The 17,620-nt window shown below is 64.7% G+C and carries 20 protein-coding genes; 13 read left to right on the top strand and 7 right to left on the bottom strand.

The window, feature by feature from the left end; translation table 11 throughout:
- The first annotated feature begins 53 nt into the window (after positions 1-53).
- From A7A77_RS10470 to A7A77_RS10455, 4 genes are all read left to right on the top strand, one after another.
- A complete protein-coding gene (locus tag A7A77_RS10470) occupies positions 54-662 on the top strand; it encodes an HAD-IA family hydrolase (RefSeq protein ID WP_066557387.1) in 609 nt (202 codons plus the stop codon).
- Positions 663-687: 25 nt separating this feature from the next.
- Positions 688-1,248 carry a (2Fe-2S)-binding protein gene (locus A7A77_RS10465; RefSeq protein WP_066557385.1) on the top strand — a complete coding sequence of 187 codons (561 nt, stop codon included), beginning with the start codon at positions 688-690 and terminating at the stop codon, positions 1,246-1,248.
- Positions 1,245-1,589, top strand: a complete 345-nt coding sequence (locus tag A7A77_RS10460; RefSeq protein WP_066557383.1) for an arsenate reductase family protein — start codon at positions 1,245-1,247, stop codon at positions 1,587-1,589. The genes A7A77_RS10465 and A7A77_RS10460 overlap by 4 nt, the downstream gene beginning before the upstream one ends.
- Before the next feature lie 111 nt (positions 1,590-1,700).
- Positions 1,701-2,405, top strand: a complete 705-nt coding sequence (locus A7A77_RS10455; RefSeq protein ID WP_066557637.1) for a class I SAM-dependent methyltransferase — start codon at positions 1,701-1,703, stop codon at positions 2,403-2,405.
- A gap of 18 nt (positions 2,406-2,423) precedes the next feature.
- On the opposite strand, the gene A7A77_RS10450 is transcribed toward A7A77_RS10455, so the two are convergent.
- A complete protein-coding gene (locus tag A7A77_RS10450; RefSeq protein ID WP_156500519.1) occupies positions 2,424-3,242 on the bottom strand; it encodes a hypothetical protein in 819 nt (272 codons plus the stop codon).
- Between the two features lie 43 nt (positions 3,243-3,285).
- Between A7A77_RS10450 and lipB the strand changes: the two genes are divergently transcribed.
- The 3 genes from lipB to A7A77_RS10435 are packed head-to-tail and all read left to right on the top strand — an operon-like array spanning position 3,286 to position 5,237.
- On the top strand, positions 3,286-3,993 hold the full coding sequence (gene lipB, locus A7A77_RS10445) for a lipoyl(octanoyl) transferase LipB (protein WP_066557375.1): 708 nt from the start codon (positions 3,286-3,288) through the stop codon (positions 3,991-3,993).
- A gap of 13 nt (positions 3,994-4,006) precedes the next feature.
- Positions 4,007-4,312 (top strand): hypothetical protein, encoded by a 306-nt coding sequence (locus tag A7A77_RS10440; protein WP_066557366.1) that lies wholly within the window; start codon positions 4,007-4,009, stop codon positions 4,310-4,312.
- Between the two features lie 31 nt (positions 4,313-4,343).
- The gene (locus tag A7A77_RS10435; RefSeq protein ID WP_066557364.1) at positions 4,344-5,237 is read left to right on the top strand and encodes a DMT family transporter; all 894 of its coding nucleotides are present in this window, start codon (positions 4,344-4,346) and stop codon (positions 5,235-5,237) included.
- Positions 5,238-5,246: 9 nt separating this feature from the next.
- On the opposite strand, the gene A7A77_RS10430 is transcribed toward A7A77_RS10435, so the two are convergent.
- The 6 genes from A7A77_RS10430 to A7A77_RS10405 all read right to left on the bottom strand — a co-directional run bounded on the left by A7A77_RS10430 (position 5,247) and on the right by A7A77_RS10405 (position 10,811).
- Positions 5,247-6,569 (bottom strand): DUF2254 domain-containing protein, encoded by a 1,323-nt coding sequence (locus A7A77_RS10430; RefSeq protein ID WP_066557357.1) that lies wholly within the window; start codon positions 6,567-6,569, stop codon positions 5,247-5,249.
- Between the two features lie 63 nt (positions 6,570-6,632).
- On the bottom strand, positions 6,633-7,184 hold the full coding sequence (locus A7A77_RS10425) for a CbrC family protein (RefSeq protein ID WP_066557349.1): 552 nt from the start codon (positions 7,182-7,184) through the stop codon (positions 6,633-6,635).
- Complete coding sequence (nadA, locus tag A7A77_RS10420; RefSeq protein ID WP_066557346.1) at positions 7,181-8,164, bottom strand: quinolinate synthase NadA; 984 nt, start codon at positions 8,162-8,164, stop codon at positions 7,181-7,183. Before nadA ends, A7A77_RS10425 begins: the two co-directional genes overlap by 4 nt.
- Positions 8,165-8,238: 74 nt before the next feature.
- Positions 8,239-9,024, bottom strand: a complete 786-nt coding sequence (locus A7A77_RS10415) for a hypothetical protein (protein ID WP_066557343.1) — start codon at positions 9,022-9,024, stop codon at positions 8,239-8,241.
- An 83-nt stretch (positions 9,025-9,107) separates the two neighbouring features.
- Positions 9,108-9,977, bottom strand: a complete 870-nt coding sequence (locus A7A77_RS10410) for an MBL fold metallo-hydrolase (RefSeq protein WP_066557340.1) — start codon at positions 9,975-9,977, stop codon at positions 9,108-9,110.
- A gap of 66 nt (positions 9,978-10,043) precedes the next feature.
- Complete coding sequence (locus A7A77_RS10405; RefSeq protein ID WP_172799886.1) at positions 10,044-10,811, bottom strand: HesA/MoeB/ThiF family protein; 768 nt, start codon at positions 10,809-10,811, stop codon at positions 10,044-10,046.
- A gap of 300 nt (positions 10,812-11,111) precedes the next feature.
- On the opposite strand from A7A77_RS10405, the gene rpsT reads away from it, so the two are divergent.
- From rpsT to A7A77_RS10375, 6 genes are all read left to right on the top strand, one after another.
- Positions 11,112-11,372 carry a 30S ribosomal protein S20 gene (gene rpsT, locus A7A77_RS10400; RefSeq protein ID WP_066557336.1) on the top strand — a complete coding sequence of 87 codons (261 nt, stop codon included), beginning with the start codon at positions 11,112-11,114 and terminating at the stop codon, positions 11,370-11,372.
- A gap of 512 nt (positions 11,373-11,884) precedes the next feature.
- Positions 11,885-13,270 carry a chromosomal replication initiator protein DnaA gene (dnaA, locus tag A7A77_RS10395; RefSeq protein ID WP_172799891.1) on the top strand — a complete coding sequence of 462 codons (1,386 nt, stop codon included), beginning with the start codon at positions 11,885-11,887 and terminating at the stop codon, positions 13,268-13,270.
- A gap of 41 nt (positions 13,271-13,311) precedes the next feature.
- The gene (gene mutM, locus A7A77_RS10390; protein WP_066557331.1) at positions 13,312-14,124 is read left to right on the top strand and encodes a bifunctional DNA-formamidopyrimidine glycosylase/DNA-(apurinic or apyrimidinic site) lyase; all 813 of its coding nucleotides are present in this window, start codon (positions 13,312-13,314) and stop codon (positions 14,122-14,124) included.
- 73 nt (positions 14,125-14,197) lie between these two features.
- Positions 14,198-14,947, top strand: coding sequence for a class I SAM-dependent methyltransferase (locus tag A7A77_RS10385; protein ID WP_066557328.1), 750 nt, complete (start codon positions 14,198-14,200; stop codon positions 14,945-14,947).
- Positions 14,948-14,957: 10 nt separating this feature from the next.
- Positions 14,958-16,517, top strand: coding sequence for a 2-polyprenylphenol 6-hydroxylase (gene ubiB, locus A7A77_RS10380; RefSeq protein WP_066557325.1), 1,560 nt, complete (start codon positions 14,958-14,960; stop codon positions 16,515-16,517).
- A 20-nt stretch (positions 16,518-16,537) separates the two neighbouring features.
- Positions 16,538-17,620 carry a hypothetical protein gene (locus A7A77_RS10375; RefSeq protein WP_066557621.1) on the top strand — a complete coding sequence of 361 codons (1,083 nt, stop codon included), beginning with the start codon at positions 16,538-16,540 and terminating at the stop codon, positions 17,618-17,620.

Genomic DNA, 17,620 nt, shown 5'->3' with positions numbered 1-17,620 from the left:
ACGCCGTCCGTTCGGGCGGCGTTTTCGTGTGTGTAGTTCAAGGAACGGGCTCCATGATCGAATCGGTGGTTTTCGATGTCGGGCGGGTGCTGTTCCGGTGGGACTTGCGGTGCCTGTTCGCGAAGCTGATCGACGATCGGGAAGAGCTTGAATGGTTCGTCGGCAACGTCGTTACCGAGGAATGGCATTTCCAGCATGACGCGGGCCGCGATCTGGAAGAGATGGTGGCAGAGCGGACCGCGCAGTACCCGCAATACGCGCACTTGATCCAGGCTTATGCCACCCGCTTCAACGAAAGCATTCCCGGCCCCGTTCCCGGCAGCCTTTCACTGGTGGAGCGTCTGGACGCGGCAGGCATGCCGCTGTTTGCCATCACCAACTTCGCCCACGCCTTCTGGCAGCCGTTCCGCGATACCCAGCCGGTGTTCGAACGGTTCCGCGATGTCGTCGTTTCCGGCACGGAGAAACTGGTGAAGCCCGATCCGGCGATCTTCCACCTTGCCGCAAGCCGCTTCGGCATCGATCCGGCGCGCACGCTGTTCATCGACGACAATGCCGCCAATATCGACGCGGCGGCGAAGCTGGGCTGGCAGGTCCACCATTTCCACGATGCGTCCACTCTGGAATCGGACCTGACCCGACGGGGATTGCTGGCAGCCTGAGCTTGGCCTAGACAGCGCGCCGAAGATGACCCGCCTGACCGTCAACGACCGCCCGGTGCATTTCCTGATGGACGGGGATACCCCGCTCCTGTGGGCGCTGCGCGATGCGGCGAACCTGACCGGCGCGAAATACGGTTGCGGCAACGGCGACTGCGGGGCCTGCACCGTGATCATCGACGGAGAGGCGATCCGTTCCTGCCTCGTCTCTCTGGACGAGGTGGAGGGCCGCTTCGTCACCACGATAGAGGCTTTGTCGGGCGACCGTTCGCATCCGCTGCAGCAGGCGATGGCCGCAGAAGGCGCGGTGCAGTGCGGTTTCTGCACGCCCGGCTTCATCATGGCCGGCGCCGCCCTGCTGGCCAAGAACCCGCGCGCCACGCGCGAGGATATCGCATCGGCCATTCCCAACCTGTGCCCCTGCGGCGCGGGTCCGCGCATCGTGCGCGCCATCGAACGTGCGGGACGCGCCATGCGCAGCCGCGAACGGCTGGACAGCCTGCCCGTGCCCGGCCTTGATCCGGCAGAGGCGGCGCTGGACGTGCCGGCCATCGAACCAGAACCCGCCAAGACGGAGACAAGCGAATGAAGGCCACGATCTGGCACAACCCGAAGTGCGGCACATCGCGCAAGACGCTGGCCATCCTGGAAGAGACGCCGGGCGTCGACGTTACCGTGATCGAATACCTGAAGACCGCGCCCGGTGCCGAAAAGCTGGCGCAGCTTTACAAGGATGCCGGCATCACCCCGCAGCAGGGCCTGCGCATTCGCGGAACAGATGCGGAAGAACGCGGGCTGCCCGATGCCGACGATGCCACCGTGCTGGCCGCGATGCATGCCGATCCGATCCTGATCGAACGCCCGCTGGTCGAAACCGACAAGGGCGTGCGGCTGTGCCGTCCGCAGGATAAGGTCCACGAAATCCTTTGACCGTAGCCACGGGTACCTGCAACCGGACAAGTCTTGTCATGGACTTGCAATACCGTAAGCAATTTGCCACGCATCGGCGCCTTGAGTGCAAACGAGAGGTTGCTCGCGCAGATGACAGGACCTGAACTGGCGCAAGGCGATGCCACGCCGTTGAAGAAGCGCGGCATGAACGGTAAGCGGTACAAGCCCGGCAAGCTGGGCCAATGGGGCGTCTTCTTCCGCGGTTTTGTCGAACATCCGGTCATGGTCGGCTCGATCATCCCGTCATCGCGCTACACTATTGCCAAGATGCTGGACCCTGTGGACTGGGACCGCTGCCGCCTGTTCGTGGAATATGGCCCCGGCGTCGGTACGTTCTGCCAGCCGGTGCTGGATCGCCTGCCGCCGGGCGGCGCGCTGATCGTGATCGACACCAATCCGCTCTACATCGAATACCTGCAGCGCACGATCGACGATCCGCGCTTCACCGCCGTGCATGGCTCTGCGGCGGATGTGCAGCGGATCGTGAAGGATCACGGCCACGACGGGGCGGACTATGTCCTGTCCGGCCTGCCGTTCTCGACCCTGCCCGAAGGGGTCGGCCCGCAGATCGTGGACGCGACTTACGATGTGCTGCGCGAGGGCGGGGCTTTCCTCGTCTACCAGTTCTCTGCCAAGGCGCGCGATTTCATGGCGCGGCGCTTTGCACGGATTTCGGCCGGTTTCGAACTACTGAATGTCCTGCCCTGCAAGCTGTTCTGGGGCTGGAAGGACGCAGAGCCGGTTGCCGCGGTGGAGGCAGAGCCGGTGCGGGAAAAGGCGGTTGCCGTCGCCTGACGCGCAGGGCGGTTGGCCCTAACGCGCCAACTGCCGGTAGATTGCAACGATCAGCGCGGTCCACGCCAGCATGACGGCGGCGGACACGAACCCTTCGATCAGGCCGACGATGGCGCGGCCCGTCTCCTGCCCCAGCGTGGTTACAAGGATTGCGCCCGGCACTGCCGTGGTGACGACAGAGACGACCAGCGCGGCAAGCACGAACATCATCACGAAGAACAGGATGCGCGCGCTCCGTCCCGTCGTCATGGCCCAGCTGCGCTTCAGCGCGTCGAACGGGTTGCCCTCCCGCTCCGCCGCGATGACGGGTGCCAGCACCAGCGTGCGGACATTCACCCACAGGCCGGCGGCGATGATCGGCACAATGGCAACCGCGGCGCCGCTTTCCCCGCCGATCATGGCTAGCGGCATCGCGATCAGCAGGGCGGTCAGCCCGACACCGGCAACCAGCACAAGCGTCGCCGCGATATAGACCGGCAGCGATTTCGCCGCCTTGCGCAGCGCCTCTGCCACGGTGGGGCGGGCGCGGTCGGCCAGCAGGACGATGATCGCCAGCATACCCGTTGCCTGCAACAGGGCCATGGCCAGCACCAGCGGCCACCACGCGGCGAATATCTCCAGCGCGGCTTCGGTCGCGGCCTCGCCTTCAAGGTTGGCGGGCACGTCGGGCAGCAGCGCGGTCATCAGCACCTGGGGCACAAGGAAGAACAGGCCGGCCAGCACAGGCAGGATCGCCTTGTTCGCCTTCAACATGGCGGTCGCCTCGCTCCACGCGCGGGCGGGGTCGAAGCCCGGTCTGGGCGCGGGGGAAGCAGGTTCGTTGTCGTTTCGGTTCATGCCCTCTTGATTGGCACGCCGTTTGTCGCCACGCAACGTGACCATGACAGGCAGCGCACCTTCAGACGCGAAAAACGCACCGATTGCAGTCGAATGGCGGCGGGAAAGCGAACTCGTGCCCTATCGCGAGGCGCTGGAAGCCATGCAGGAGCGCAATGCCGCCATCCGCGAAGGGACGGCGAGTGACCTCGTCTGGCTGCTCGAACATCCACCGGTCTATACCGCGGGGACCAGCGCGAAACAGGCAGACCTGCTCGACCCGCGCTTCGACGTGGTGACGGCGGGGCGGGGCGGCGAATATACCTATCACGGGCCGGGCCAGCGGATCGGCTACGTTCTGGTCGACCTGAACCGCCGTGCGCGCGATGTGCGCGGCTTCGTCCATGCGCTGGAAGGCTGGGTCATCGACGCGCTGGCCGACTTCGGCGTGGAGGGCTGGCGGGCCGAGGGGCGCATCGGCATCTGGACCCGCGATATCGACGGGCGCGAAGCGAAGATCGGCGCGATCGGCGTGCGTGTGCGCCGCTGGGTGACGATGCACGGCTTCTCGGTCAATCTCGCGCCCGACCTGTCGCATTTTACCGGCATCGTCCCTTGCGGAATTTCCGAATACGGTGTCACCAGCATGGAACGGCTGGGCAAGACCGTGTCCGCCGTTGAATGGGATGCGGCGCTGGCCGCCCATGCCGATGCCTTTTTCGAACGGCTGGGCAGCCCGTGCCCCGCGCCGGACGTGAACCGGAATGCTTGAGGACCCGAACAGAATGCGCATTGCCACTTTCCGCCCGCTGATCGCCGCTTCGCTGGCGCTTGCCGTGGTTGCCTGCGGCGATCAGGCGGCGAAGACCGACGATGCACGTCAGGCCGAGGGCGAAGTGCTGGAAGGATCGATCAGCGACGACATGATCGCGTTCGACCAGCTGCGTTCCCAGGGCCAGCAGCAGGAACCCGAAGCCGCAAGTGGCGCTGGCGGCGAATCGCCGACCGATGCGGCGGCCACGGACGACGGGGCGGGTGACGCTCCGGCTGACGAAGCGCCTGCCGAAACTGGCGAGCCGGACGAGGGCTGATCGCGCGAAAGCGCGGCGCATAGCGACACCCATGACTTATTCGCAACCTGCCGGGCCATGGCGCTTTGGCCTGCTGCTGCTTGGCAACACTGCGCTGGCGCTGGGGCCGTTGTTCGTGCGGCTTGCCGATACGGGGCCGGTCGCGGCGGGGTTCTGGCGGCTGGCGTTGGCCTTGCCGCTGATTGCCCTGCTGGCGTGGCGCGAAGGCGGGGCGGCGAAGTTGCCGGAACGGATCGTGCTGTGGCTGGCGCTGGCTGCGGGCGTGGCCTTCGGGCTTGATGTCGCAAGCTGGCATCTCGGCATCGAAATGACGCGCATCGGCAATTCGACGGTGTTCGGCAATTCGGGCAGCGTGATCGTTATCGGCTGGGGCCTGCTGCTGGCGCGGCGTGCGCCCTACAATTCCGAGATGCTCGCGATCCTGACCGCCTTGGTGGGCGCGGGCCTGTTGATGAGTGGATCGCTGGAGATCAGCACGAACAACTTCATCGGAGACCTGTTCTGCATTCTCGCGGGGCTGCTCTACGCGGTCTACATCCTCTTGCTGCGCCATGTTCGCGGGAAGATGGGATCGTGGCGCTTGCTGCTCGTCTCCTCCATCGCGGCGACGCCGACTCTGCTGGCCTGTGCGTTGCTGCTGGGCGAGGTGATAATGCCGCGCGACTGGACGCCGCTGCTGCTGCTTTCGTTCTGCAGCCAGATCGTGGGGCAGGGGATTCTGGTCTGGGCGCTGGGCTGGTTCCGCCCGCTGGTCATCGGGCTGGCGCTGTTGACCCAGCCTGCGGTCGCGGCGCTTTCCGGCTGGATCGCGTTTGGCGAGACGCTTTCGGCGGGCGACGTGCTGGGCATGGCGCTGATGGCGACTGCGTTGGTGATTGCCCGCGTTGCCGAACCAAAAGAACCGAAAGTGCCGGCCGGAATCTAGGGCAGGGATCTAGGTAATCGCCTTCACGAAGGTATCGTAGCGCTGCTCCACCATGGCGAGATCGGGGCCGTGCAATTCGGTGCGGACTTGCGCCAGCAACCTGTCCCCTTCCGCCGCGATCGTCTTTATGCGGGGTTGGCGGATCGTCTTCGCGCAGTTTTCCAGCGCATCGTACATGGCCAGAGCCGCCTTCGGGCTGGCCGCCACGGCGGATCGGGCCGAACCGAAACCGATGCCGACGTAATCGGCAAAGTCGAGGTGGCGGGGAAAGACGCGGCGCTTGTCGTCGCGGTCGAAATCGTCCGGCGCGCGGGTCAGTTCGCGAACACCCAGCTGCGCCGTCGCCGCGCCAAGCCAGTGCAGCGCGGTGATCGCGGTGAAGGGGTCGTTGATACCGGGGGAGAGGGCGCGCAGGGCAATCTCCACCAGCTCGTCGATCAGGAAGCGCAAGTCCTGTTGCGGGGTGCGCAGGCCCGACAGGACGAAGCAGCCGGCAATCGCGTCCTCTATATCGTTGTCCGCGCCGCCCTTGCCGCAATAGCGGGCCAGCGCGATGGTCGGGTGGATGAAGTCGCCGGCCTGCCGCGTCAGCACGATCGACAGGTCATGCTTGCGGGCAATGTCGTCCAGTCCGGAATAGTCGATCACCTCGATATAGCCGCTGCGCGTGGCGGGCACTTCGAAGCCGCCTTCGGGCACGTCTGCCTCCTCGCCGTCGCGGTCTTCGGGAAAGCGGCTGCGGACCTTGCGGATCAACCGTTCGCCGATGCGTTCGAGGACGACGTTGATGCGGATCGAACTGGGTACGTGGTTCAGGAAGAATACCAGCATCGCGATCGCGCCCAGCATCATCGCGGTGGCGACCAGCAGCGATAGCTGCGGCACGAAGCCCGGCATCGTGCTGGCCATCGCGTCCTGTATGGTGGAGGGGCGCTCGTCCTCTGCCCGAACGGCGCGCAGGACCATGATGGCATAGACGAAAGTGCCGATGAAGGCGGCAAGGGACAGCTGGTTGCCGCGATCCTCCATGAAATTGGTGAGGAGGCGCGGGCCATAAGTGCCGCTGGCATAGGCGACGGCGGCAATGGTGATGGAAAAGACCGTGGCGGCAACCCCGATCATCGAACCGGCGATTACCTGCAACATCGTGCTGGCCCCGTCAGGGCGGGCAGGCACGATGATGGCAACGTCCGACAGGCTGTCCGCCGCACCGCTGCGATCGAGATGCAGTGTCAGCAGCGCCAGCAGGAACGCGATGACGCAGAACGTCGCTGGCCAGAACCAGTAACTGGCGTTGATACGGTTCCAGATGCTGATCAGGCGCGCGGTCATCGCGAGGGAAACGCGCGAGGGCCGGGTTGGTGCCGGATCCCGGCCCCTCTATCCGCAGTCCCCCTAATCGCAGTCCCAGTGGAACATCACCATCCCGCAATTGCGGCAATCAAAGCGATAGATGCCGTTGTGCCCGCTCGGAGTATAGCCATCGGTCACTTCGGCCCATGGAACCCCGAAGTTACGTTCGAAATGCGCCCTGCTTTCGGTGGAAGCCTTCGCCACGTCGGATTCTGAGGCATCGCCGTGAAACACGCCGCCATCGCCGCAGTGGAACAGCCAGACCGGGCTCTGCCAGCTGGAATAAGCGGGCGTACGTTCCCCCAGTTCCGCCAGTACCTCGGCAGTTACGTCACCGGCTTCACGGTCGAAGTCGCTGTGGACTTCCCACGCCGTGCCCACGTCGGCAAAGCTGGACCCTAGTTCACGTGCGGCCCTGCCGGAGGCGATACAGTCGAGGCAGAGCAATTCAACATCGCGCAATCCGAAGATCGGACCGCTGTAGAGTTCCCCCGGCGACGCGTTGCAGCATTCGCAAGGCGCGTCCGTTGCCGTCATCACGGCATCGAGCGCGCACGGCTCGAAGTATTTGAACGCAGGGCGCCGGACCGTCACGCCCGCCCCAGATCGCCCTTGCCGATCGTGCCCGATGCCATTTCGATCATCTTGTCGAGGCTCTGCTTCGCTTTCAGCCGCAGGCCTTCCTCGATCTCTATGCGCGGCTCCAGATCGCGCAGCGCGATGTAGAGCTTTTCCATCGTGTTCAGCGCCATGTAGGGGCAGATGTTGCAGTTGCAGTTGCCGTCCGCACCCGGCGCGCCGATGAACGTCTTGTTGGGCAGCGCCTTTTCCATCTGGTGGATGATGTGCGGCTCCGTCGCGACGATCAGCTTGTCCCCCGGCATCGTCTTTGCAAATTGCAGGATGCCGCTCGTCGAACCGACGTAATCGGCATGGTCGATGATGTGCGGCGGGCATTCCGGATGCGCGGCGATGGGCGCTTCGGGATGCTCTGCCTTCAGCTTCAGAAGTTCGGTTTCACTGAACGCTTCGTGCACGATGCACACGCCCGGCCAGAGCAGCATGTCGCGGCCGAACTTGCGGTTGAGGTAGCCGCCAAGGTGCCTGTCGGGGCCGAAGATGATCTTCTGTTCCGGCGGGATCTGGGCAAGGATCGTCTCTGCGCTGGAACTGGTGACGATGACGTCGGATAGCGCCTTCACCTCTGTCGAACAGTTGATGTAGGTCAGCGCGATGTGATCGGGATGCGCTTCGCGGAAAGCCTTGAACTTTTCCGGCGGACACGAATCCTCAAGGCTGCAGCCGGCGTCGAGATCGGGCAGGACCACGATCTTCTCCGGCGACAGGATCTTGGCGGTATCGGCCATGAACTTCACGCCGCAGAACGCGATGACATCGGCATCGGTGGCCGCCGCCTTTTTCGAAAGTTCCAGCGAATCGCCCACGAAGTCGGCAATGTCCTGCAGATCGGGCGTCTGGTAGTAATGCGCGAGGATGACCGCGTTGCGTTCCTTGCGAAGCTTCTCGATCTCTTCGCGAAGGTCGAGGCCGGTGAGGTTTTCGTGCGCGGTCATTTTTCGCAAATCTCCATTCCTTGCGCCTGCAGATGGCCTGCGCGCGGTTGGAGTTCAAGCGATTACGTCGCAAATCACATGGCAAAACCGGGCGGCAGGAATGCTTCCATCGGACGCTCCGCCCCCGGCGTTCCGGCCACCAGTTGCTCGGTCAGCGAAATGCCGAACGCGCTGTAGGCGATAATATCCGCCACGATCTGGGTGACGAGGACCGCGCCCAAGCCCCACCAGTAGGCAGGATGGACCGCGCCCCGGCGCAGCTTGTCGCGGATCATGCCGGCCAGCGGGAACACCATCGCGACAAGCAGGCCGATACGCCATGCATGGGGGATCAGCAGCGGCATCGGCAGCAACCGGCCGATGCCGGGATCGGACAGTAACGCCATGGCGACGAGCATCAGACGGCGATGCCAGCCCGAATAGCGGCGCACTTTCAGCGCGCAGAACACCAGCGCCGCGAACAGCACGAGCAGCAGCGAGTTTGCGACGAGGAATTCGTTCTGGGCGAAAAAGAACGGCCCGCCGGCCCGGCGCAGCGCCACGATCATGATGGTGAAGCCCAGCGCGACCATCACCGGCGTCCAGACCACTGCCAACCACCCAAGCGTGCGGTGCAGGCGGACGTTGCCCCCCGCGATCAGCACATTCTGCGCAAGGTAGAGCGCGACCCAGCCGAAGAAGACGAAGGCGTGCAGGTGATAGGGCAGCGGCACAGCGAAAGTGGAGCGACCCATCGCCAGTTGTGTCGAGAAGCCCGCCGCGATGACCACCGTAATAACGATGGCCATGACCATGAAGAATTTCCGTTCCGCCTGCTCGTCCACCGAGCGCGGCAGACCGCTTCCCGCCAATGTCGCCATACAATCCCCCGCATAAGCCTTTTGGCTCGACCCGGCGGGATATCTAGTCTTCCCGCGCGGTTCGGGCAATCGTCAAACGCTGTTCAGAGCAGCGACCATTCCGATCCCCGGGATGCGACGAGATTCCGGTTCCGAAGGTCGATCAGGTGGGCCAGCACCGACTGTCCGGCAGCGCCCTTCAGCCGCTCGTCCAGCCCGACGTACATCTTGCCGACCAGTTCGGGGATGGCATGGGCGCCGTCGCCAAGGTGGCGCAGGATCTGGCGTTCGCGCTGGCGGCGATGGCCGATCATGCCGCGCACCAGCTGCTTCGGCTTGTCGACCGCGGGGCCGTGCGCGGGATAGTAGACACGGTCCTCCCGTTCGTAGAGCCGTTCCATAGAAGCCATGTAGGCGGCCATGTCGCCATCGGGCGGAGCGACGACGGTGGTGGACCAGCCCATGACGTGATCGCCGGTGAACAGCGCGCCGCTCTCCTCCAGCGCGTAGCAAAGATGGTTTGACGTATGGCCGGGGGTGGCGATGGCGCGCAGGGTCCATCCCTCGCCGCAAATCAGCTCTCCGTCGGACAGTACTGCGTCGGGCGCGTAAGTCTGGTCGAACGGCGCATCGGCGCGCGGGGCATCTGTTGTCAGGACGAGCGGAGCGCAGCCGATCACCGGCGCGCCGGTCCGTGCCGCAAGCGGGGCCGCGGCGGGCGAATGGTCGCGGTGGGTATGCGTGCAGGCGATGGCGACGACTTTCGCCCCGCCGATGGCTGCGATCAGCGCGTCTAGGTGGGGTTCCTCATCCGGACCGGGATCGATGACGGCAAGCTCGGCGTCCGTGCCGACGAGGTAGGTCTGCGTGCCGGTATAGGTAAAAGGCGAGGGATTGCGGGCCAGCACCCGCCGGACCATGGGTTCAAGCCTTTCGTATGTCTCGTAGGGCGGAGGGGTTTCTTCGCTGGCCATGGCGTTCATATGGTGGCCCGTCGCCTGCTTGTCGAGCGCGGGCGGGGGCGGGACAGGGCCATCAGGTCAGCGTTGCGGGCAGGCGCGGCAGGCCAGATCCTTGCCGACGTTGATCGTGCGCATTGCAGGTTTCAGCCCGTCGATCAGGACCAGTTTGCCCCACTGCGGATCGCCCAGTTCGGCATGACCTTCCAGCAGCACGCGCGCGGCCTGCATCACGCCAAGCGATGCGGCCATGCCGACAAAGGCGCCCAAGACCCCCTGTTCGGCGCAAGTGTCGCAATCGTCGGCATCGAAGGCATCGCCCACCCAGCAGCGGTAGCAGGCCTGATCGGGCAAGTGCCCGGCAAAGTTCGCTACCTGCGCCTGGAAACGCCCGACCGCGACGCTGGTGAGCGCAATGCCGCTCGCCACGCAGGCGTCCGATACGGCGAGCCGCGTGGCGAAGTTGTCGCACCCGTCCAGCACGACATCGGCCCCCGCGATCAGGCCGGCGGCATTGTCCGCATCTATGCGCAGGTCATGCGCCGTCACATCGATCGCGGCGTCGAATCGGCGCACCCACCGCGCCGCGCTTTCCGCCTTCGACGCGCTGATATCATCTTCGGCAAAGATCGTCTGGCGTTGCAGGTTGCTGGCATCGACCGTGTCCGAATCGATCACCGTGATCCGGCCCACGCCCGCAGCGGCAAGGTATTGCAGGGCAGGGCTGCCCACGCCGCCGGCGCCGATCAGCACTACGTGTGAACGGGCAAGCCGCAACTGTCCGGCACCCCCGATTTCGGGAAGCACGATGTGGCGTGCGAAACGGTCCAGCCTATGAGGTTCCAGCATGGGCCGTGCCTTGCCCTTGCCGCTCGTGCGGGGCAAGGGGCATTGCGCAAGGCAGGCGGGAAGCGGCGGCGGGTTCGCGGCGACCGGCAGGCAAAACCCCGCCTTGCTTGACGATTCGCCCATTGGTCGCTATGCGCCGCGCTTTCTTGCGGGACAGTGCCTTTACGGGCATTTGTGCCGCACGGGATTTTCGCACCCGAACCGGTTCGTCCCTGCCGTCTTGCGGCGGTAGTCCGGCGCGGGAAGCAAAACAGGTTGAAACAGTTTTTAGCCGCATCGGCGGCAACATAAGGATCGAGCATGGCCAATACGCCGCAAGCCCGCAAGCGCATCCGCCGCAACGAGCGTCGCGCCGAAATCAACGGCAACCGCATGAGCCGTATCCGCACTTTCGTGAAGCAGGTCGAAACTGCCATCGAAAACGGTGACAAGGATGCGGCAAAGACTGCGCTCAGCAATGCGCAGCCGGAACTGGCTCGCGGCGTTGCTCGCGGCGTGATGCACAAGAACACCGCGTCGCGTAAGCTTTCTCGCCTGACGAAGCGCGTCGCAGCGCTCTGATCGGGTACCTGCGAGTCGCACGCGCTTTCGGCGTGTGCGGTGTCGCAAGTGTGTCAGAATGGGCCGTCCGGGACCGGGCGGCCCTTTTTGTTGCGATGCAGCATGACAGAGTTCTCATGAACGCAGGCACGGTAAACCCAAGGGATTCTGCCGATTCGCAATTTGGATTGATCAAAAAATATTCAAAATCAGTGGCTTGAATTGCAATTTGAGCGTTTCTGCGCCCTTGACTGAGTCAAGCGCCATTATTTCATTTTTTTTACGTCTCAACCCTTGCCGCCAAGCCATCCACAACCCTACAAAATGAGTCGTCGGCCATCGGTCATGGTCGGCACAACTTCACATCGCGATGTTCCTTTCCTGCCAAGGGGGTTGGCGGAGGACAGTCGGGTTTTGCCGATTGTCCGAAAGGTGGCATTGTGACTGCGGATCGGAGGCTAATGCGCATGACACGGACGGGGGGATTCGGCTCGCTCGCGGGGCGTACGCCCGAAAACAAGAAGGCGGGCGAGATGTTCGAAGATGATCGTGAGGCATTGGCGGCGGACTGGTCGGATATTTGCACGGGCCTGAAAAAGGATCTGGGTCACCAGGCCTACAGCCAGTGGATTCGCCCGATCGAGGTGGGCAACTTCTGCAAGGACACCGGTACGCTGGACCTGTTCCTGCCGACGGAGTTTTCGGCAAACTGGGTCAACGACCGTTTCGTCGATCGCCTTTCGCTGGCGTGGAAGATTGCGCGCAGCGAAGTGCGCAACGTGCGTGTCTCGGTCCATCCGGGACGCCGCAAGCTGCCCGAACTGCGCGTCGGTCCGGCGGCCGCCAACGATCACATCCCCCAGCAGAACCCCGTCGAAGCGATCACGGAACTCGGCTCCGCAGGCCTTGATCCCTCGCTCACCTTCGCCAGCTTCGTCACCGGCGAAGGCAACGTGCTTGCCTACAACGCGGCCCAGCGCATGGCCGCGACGGAAGCGCCGCAGTTCTCGCCGCTGTACCTGAAGGCCGCGACGGGGCAGGGCAAGACGCACCTGCTGCACGCCATCGGCCACCAGTTCGCCGCCGCGAAGGCCGGCACGCGCATCTTCTACTGCAGCGCAGAGCGCTTCATGGTGGAGTTCGTGCAGGCCCTGCGCCAGAACCAGATGATTGAGTTCAAGGCGCGCCTGCGCGGCTTCGACATGCTGCTGGTGGACGACATCCAGTTCATCATCGGCAAGGCTTCGGCGCAGGAAGAACTGCTCTACACGATCGACGCCCTGCTGGCCGAAGGCAAGCGGCTGGCATTCGCCGCCGACCGCGCGCCGCAGGCGCTGGACGGTGTCGAGCCGCGACTGCTCTCGCGCCTGTCGATGGGCCTTGTCGCGGACATCCAGCCCGCCGACATCGACTTGCGCCGCAAGATCCTCGAACACCGTCTTGCCCGCTTCACGTCGAACGACGTGCCGGACGATGTGATCGAGTTCCTGGCCCGCACCATCAGCCGCAACGTGCGCGAACTGGTCGGCGGTCTCAACAAGCTGATCGCCTATGCCCAGCTCACCGGCCAACCGGTGTCTCTTCAACTGGCCGAGGAACAGCTGACCGACATCCTGTCGGCCAACCGCCGCCGCATCACGATCGACGAGATCCAGCGCACGGTCTGCCAGTTCTACCGGCTCGACCGCAGCGAAATGGCCTCCAAGCGCCGCGCCCGCGCCGTCGTGCGTCCGCGCCAGGTCGCGATGTATCTCGCCAAGGTGCTGACCCCGCGTTCGTACCCCGAGATTGGCCGCAAGTTCGGCGGCCGCGATCACTCGACCGTGATCCACGCGGTCCGTCTGATCGAGGACCTGCGCACCCGCGATGCCGACATGGACGGCGACGTGCGCAGCCTGCTTCGCCAGCTGGAGAGCTGACCACTTCCGGGCATAGCAACTGATCCCTATCTGAGGCAGCGATGCCCGAATTACCCGAAGTCGAAACCACCGTACGCGGTCTTGCCCGATATCTTGAGGGCGAGACCGTGACGCGCGTGACCCTCAACCGTCCGGACTTGCGCCGTCCGTTCCCGCCCGAACTCGTCCAGATGATGACGGGCGCGAAAGTGGAGCGGCTGGGACGGCGGGCCAAGTACGGCCTTGTCGATCTGGATCGCGGGCAGACGATGATCTTCCACCTCGGCATGAGCGGGCGGTGGCGGATCGATCCCGAGGAGCTGGGCAAGCACGATCACCTCGTTCTGGAGACGAAGGCGGGGCATGTCCTTGCGCTGAATGATGCGCGCCGGTTCGGTTCGGTGGACCTGTGGGACACGAACGATCTCGAAGGCTTTGGTCCTTTCGCCGACATGGGGCCGGAGCCGCTGGGCGAGGACCTGACGGCAAGACATCTCGCTGACGCCTTTGAGGGGCGCATTTCGCCGGTGAAGGTCCTGCTTCTCGACCAGCGCATCGTGGCGGGGCTGGGCAATATCTACGTCTGCGAGGCTTTGCATCGCGCAGGCATCCGGCCGGACAAGGCGGCGGGCAAGGTCAGCTACGCGAAACTCAAGCTGCTGGTCCCCGCGATCCGTGAAGTCCTGCTCGAATCCATCGCGGCGGGGGGGTCGTCGATGCGCGACTATGCCAAGCCCGATGGCGAACTGGGCTATTTCGCGACCCAGTGGCAGGTCTATGGCCACGAGGGAGACCCGTGCCATTGCGGCGGCACGGTTGAACGCATCGTGCAGGGCGGGCGCAGCACCTTCTTTTGCCGGAGGTGCCAGCGCTAAGCGGCATCGGAACCGGCGCGCTGCCCACAAGTTACTTTTCCTGAAGGCCATCCGGCCCTAGAGGCTTGTCCCCATGAGCGATCCCGCAAATTCGTCCGACACCGTCTCCTTCGGTTACGAGGAAGTCGATCCCGCCGAAAAGACCCGCCGCGTCGGCGATGTCTTCTCGTCCGTCGCGAGCAAGTACGACGTGATGAACGACGCGATGTCGGGCGGGATGCATCGCCTCTGGAAGGATCGCTTCGTGCGGCGCGTGAAGCCGCGCAGCGGCGAGCAGATCCTCGACATGGCGGGCGGGACCGGCGACATCGCCTTCCGCATGGAAGCGCGCGGCGCGCAGATCACCGTGTCCGACATCAACCAGGACATGCTCGACGTCGGACTGGAACGTGCGGTGAAACGCGGCATCGATACGCTCGTCTGGTCGCGCCAGAATGCGGAGGAACTGACGTTCGCGAACAGTTCGTTCGATGCCTACACCATCGCCTTCGGCATCCGGAATGTCACCCACATCGACCGCGCACTGGCAGAGGCTTATCGCGTTCTGCGCCGCGGCGGGCGGTTCTTCTGCCTTGAATTTTCGACCACGCAATGGCCGGGCTTCAAGGAAGTCTACGACGTCTATTCGCACAAGCTGGTGCCGGTGATCGGGGAGAAGATCGCGGGCGATGCCGATTCCTATCGCTACCTCATCGAATCGATCCGCCGCTTCCCCGCGATGCCGGAATTCGAAAAGATGATCCGTGCCGCCGGCTTCACGCAGACGAAGGTTGAGCCGATCATGGGCGGCCTTGTCGCGATCCATTCGGGTTGGAAGGTCTGATCCCGAACCCATGACCCGCCATTCGACGCATATCTTCCGGCTCCTGAAATGGGGGCGCATCCTTGCCCGTCACGGCGCGTTGCGCCCTATCGAGCAGCATCCCGAGACGCCTGATCAGGTCCGCCGCCTGTGCCGCCTTGCCCGGCTGGGCACGGTACAGCCGAAGGAGCCCGATTTCGCAGGCGCCTTTCAGGCCATCGGCCCCGCCGCGATCAAGCTGGGCCAGACGCTGGCGACCCGCCCCGACATCGTGGGGGAGGATGCGGCGCGCAACCTGCTGAGCCTGCAGGATTCGCTGCCGCCGGTTGATTTCGATGAGATCGCCAAGTCCATCGAGGGTAGCTTCGAACGCCCGATCGACAGTCTTTACGGGCATATCGATCCGGTGCCGGTCGGCGCGGCCTCCATCGCGCAAGTACACAAGGCGGTGACGACCGATGGCAAGACTGTCGCGGTCAAGGTCCTGCGCCCCGGCATCCGCGAACAGTTCGCCCGCGATATCGAGACATACGAGTGGGCCGCCGCGCACCTTGAGGCTTTGGGCGGAGAGGCCAAGCGATTGCGCCCGCGTCTCGTCATCGCCAACTTCAAGCGCTGGACCCTGCGCGAGCTGGACTTGCGGCGCGAGGCGGCTTCGGCATCCGAGCTTTCCGAAGTGATGCACGCCATTCCCGGCTACTGCATCCCGACGGTCGACTGGGACCGCACCAACGGTCGGGTGATGACGATCGAGTGGATCGACGGCATCAAGATTTCGAACCGCGAAGCGCTGGCAGAGGCAGGGCACGATCTGCCCTCCATCGCCCAGCGGCTGGTGCTGGCGTTCCTGCGGCAGGCGATCAGCGCCGGTTTTTTCCACGCCGACATGCATCAGGGGAACCTGTTCGTGCGCGGCGACGGCACCATCGTCGCCATCGATTTCGGCATCATGGGCCGCATCGACCGGCGCGCGCGGGCATGGCTGGCAGAGATTCTCTACGGCCTGACCACCGGCAATTACCGCCGTGTCGCCGAAATCCATTTCGAGGCGCAATACGTGCCGAGCTATCACAACGTCGACGAGTTCGCGACGGCCCTGCGCGCGGTGGGCGAACCGATGCGCGGCAAGCCGGTGAGCGAGCTTTCGGTCGGCCAGATGCTGGACGGCCTGTTCGCGATCACGCGCGATTTCGACATGCAGACGCAGCCGCACCTGCTGCTGCTGCAGAAGACGATGGTTATGGTCGAAGGGATCGCGACGCAGATCGACCCGTCGATCAACCTGTGGGACACGGCCGCGCCCTATGTGCGCGAATGGATCCGCGACGAACTGGGACCGGAAGCCGCAATCGCGGACCGCATCCGCAACGATACCCAAACGCTGCTGCGCATTCCCGACCTGATCCGCCGGATAGAAGACCGCTTCCCGGCTAAGGGCGGCGCGCCCGAACCGCCGCCGCTGGGCGAGATCGAACTGATCTGGGAACGCAAGGAAAAGCCGCAGGACGAATCGATCCTGCCGTACCTGCTTTCCGCATTCCTTGGCGCAGGCGCGGTCTATGGCGCGATGCTGGCCGGGTGGCTCGGCTGAAGCGCGGGGGCGGGCCGGCAATGTATTGGCCAGAGCGCCCGTTTCGCGGCATTCGGCCGGTATTGGCCGCCGTGGTGCTGGTGTTTCTGGCCGTGCTTACGATTGCAAGCGCGGCGATGCCGGGTGCCGACATTGCGGCTCCTGACTTGCCGGTTGCGGCGTCGCAGGCCGACACTGGCGAGAGTGGGAAGAGCGATCTCGATCTCTATCGCCGCATCGGCAACAGGGTGGCCGCAGGCGACGATTACCACGCCGCTGCCGCCAACGAACATCGCGCGGCGAACTATCCCATGCGCCCATTCTTCGTGGTCCGTCTGCCCACGCTCGCGTGGTTCTACGCCTTTGCCGGCGATGCCGGTGTGCTGGCGGTGACCATGCTGCTGTTGTTTGCCAATGCCTTTGCCTGGTCGGCCAGGGCGGACAGCGCGGGCGAACGGGTCGCGACCGTCCTCCTCGTGCTGGTGGCGGGGGCAGCGTTGATCAACCCTGACATCCGCCTGCTGCACGATATGTGGGCCGGTCTGCTGCTCTCTCTCTCCCTGGCGCTATGGCGGCCGGGGCGCTGGTGGCCGGCGCTTTTGCTGGCGGCGCTGGCTCTCTTTATTCGCGAACTCGCCTTGCCGTTCGTTCTGCTGTGGGTGGCCTTCGCAATTTTCGCGCGGCGCTGGCGCGAGGTGGCGATGCTGGGCGCGGTGCTCGTGCTATTTGCGGTGGGCCTTGCCGCGCATGCCGATGCAGTGGCCGCAATACGGCTGCCAGGCGATCTGGCCAGTCCGGGCTGGTCCGGGATGAGTGGGCCTGCAGTCTATTTCGAGGGCTTGCATATGCTGACGATGCTGGTGCTTGCACCAGCGTGGATTTCGGGGCCGGTGGCAGTGCTGGGCCTGTTCGGCTTCCTGTCTACGGGTGGGCGCACGGGCTGGTTCGCCGCGCTCTGGCTGATCGGTCTGGTCGTTATGATGGCCCTCTTTGCGCGGGCCGGGAACTGGTATTGGGCAGCGCTTGCCCTGCCGCTGCCGCTGGTGGGTCTGGCGCTGGCACCGCGCGGCTTTGCAGACCTGATCTTGTCCTTGCGACGCGGGGCGGCGGCAGGCAGAACGTAG

Origin of the sequence: Croceicoccus bisphenolivorans (assembly GCF_001634625.1) — a bacterium.
GTDB classification, from domain to species: domain Bacteria; phylum Pseudomonadota; class Alphaproteobacteria; order Sphingomonadales; family Sphingomonadaceae; genus Croceicoccus; species Croceicoccus bisphenolivorans.
Note: the sequence above shows the minus strand (reverse complement) of the source record. Positions and strands in the feature narration are given on the sequence as shown.

What these genes read in the sequence shown, in the direction of transcription:
- A7A77_RS10470 (WP_066557387.1), top strand. Translation starts at nt 54, where the DNA reads ATGATCGAATCGGTGGTTTTCGATGTCGGGCGGGTGCTGTTCCGGTGG.
- A7A77_RS10465 (WP_066557385.1), top strand. Translation starts at nt 688, where the DNA reads ATGACCCGCCTGACCGTCAACGACCGCCCGGTGCATTTCCTGATGGAC.
- A7A77_RS10460 (WP_066557383.1), top strand. Translation starts at nt 1,245, where the DNA reads ATGAAGGCCACGATCTGGCACAACCCGAAGTGCGGCACATCGCGCAAG.
- A7A77_RS10455 (WP_066557637.1), top strand. Translation starts at nt 1,701, where the DNA reads ATGACAGGACCTGAACTGGCGCAAGGCGATGCCACGCCGTTGAAGAAG.
- A7A77_RS10450 (WP_156500519.1), bottom strand. Translation starts at nt 3,242, where the DNA reads ATGAACCGAAACGACAACGAACCTGCTTCCCCCGCGCCCAGACCGGGC.
- lipB (WP_066557375.1), top strand. Translation starts at nt 3,286, where the DNA reads ATGACAGGCAGCGCACCTTCAGACGCGAAAAACGCACCGATTGCAGTC.
- A7A77_RS10440 (WP_066557366.1), top strand. Translation starts at nt 4,007, where the DNA reads ATGCGCATTGCCACTTTCCGCCCGCTGATCGCCGCTTCGCTGGCGCTT.
- A7A77_RS10435 (WP_066557364.1), top strand. Translation starts at nt 4,344, where the DNA reads ATGACTTATTCGCAACCTGCCGGGCCATGGCGCTTTGGCCTGCTGCTG.
- A7A77_RS10430 (WP_066557357.1), bottom strand. Translation starts at nt 6,569, where the DNA reads ATGACCGCGCGCCTGATCAGCATCTGGAACCGTATCAACGCCAGTTAC.
- nadA (WP_066557346.1), bottom strand. Translation starts at nt 8,164, where the DNA reads ATGACCGCGCACGAAAACCTCACCGGCCTCGACCTTCGCGAAGAGATC.
- A7A77_RS10415 (WP_066557343.1), bottom strand. Translation starts at nt 9,024, where the DNA reads ATGGCGACATTGGCGGGAAGCGGTCTGCCGCGCTCGGTGGACGAGCAG.
- A7A77_RS10410 (WP_066557340.1), bottom strand. Translation starts at nt 9,977, where the DNA reads ATGGCCAGCGAAGAAACCCCTCCGCCCTACGAGACATACGAAAGGCTT.
- A7A77_RS10405 (WP_172799886.1), bottom strand. Translation starts at nt 10,811, where the DNA reads ATGCTGGAACCTCATAGGCTGGACCGTTTCGCACGCCACATCGTGCTT.
- rpsT (WP_066557336.1), top strand. Translation starts at nt 11,112, where the DNA reads ATGGCCAATACGCCGCAAGCCCGCAAGCGCATCCGCCGCAACGAGCGT.
- dnaA (WP_172799891.1), top strand. Translation starts at nt 11,885, where the DNA reads ATGTTCGAAGATGATCGTGAGGCATTGGCGGCGGACTGGTCGGATATT.
- mutM (WP_066557331.1), top strand. Translation starts at nt 13,312, where the DNA reads ATGCCCGAATTACCCGAAGTCGAAACCACCGTACGCGGTCTTGCCCGA.
- A7A77_RS10385 (WP_066557328.1), top strand. Translation starts at nt 14,198, where the DNA reads ATGAGCGATCCCGCAAATTCGTCCGACACCGTCTCCTTCGGTTACGAG.
- ubiB (WP_066557325.1), top strand. Translation starts at nt 14,958, where the DNA reads ATGACCCGCCATTCGACGCATATCTTCCGGCTCCTGAAATGGGGGCGC.
- A7A77_RS10375 (WP_066557621.1), top strand. Translation starts at nt 16,538, where the DNA reads ATGTATTGGCCAGAGCGCCCGTTTCGCGGCATTCGGCCGGTATTGGCC.